We start from the raw sequence: 384 nt of genomic DNA, 5'->3' as shown, positions 1-384 counted from the left end.
ACGCTCATAAACACTTACTAACAAAGATGCTCGCGTCCACTGTGCAGTTCTCAAACAACACACAACAACCCCTACCGCAAGAAAACTCAAGTTCTCTTGTTTCGCAGATCATCGTCGCTGATCAAACACTCGCGTGTTCTCTCAGGACCCAACAGTGCACCGATATAACCACCGCAGAAGAAAACATGATGTTCTCTCCGACGCGATAATGCTTGTCAGCGTTCCACCCATGAGCTTCTGCCGCTCCACATACGGGAACGAAACAGTCTCTGCCTACCTCCCCCACACCTGTGTGCAGGAAAGAGAAGGAGAAGTGCTCCTTAGAAAGGAGGTGATCCAGCCGCACCTTCCGGTACGGCTACCTTGTTACGACTTCGTCCCAAT

General features: G+C 50.8%; 1 rRNA gene. It reads right to left on the bottom strand.

Going from position 1 to position 384, the window contains the following annotated elements:
• Window positions 1-324 precede the first annotated feature (324 nt).
• Window positions 325-384 (bottom strand): 16S ribosomal RNA (locus ACLQ3J_RS20925); the annotation flags it as partial.

This window comes from Rhodococcus sp. DT1 (assembly GCF_049844875.1).
In the GTDB taxonomy this organism is placed as follows: Bacteria; Actinomycetota; Actinomycetes; order Mycobacteriales; family Mycobacteriaceae; genus Rhodococcus.
The sequence above is the reverse complement of the archived record's forward strand: the minus strand, read 5'-3'. Positions and strand labels throughout refer to the sequence as shown.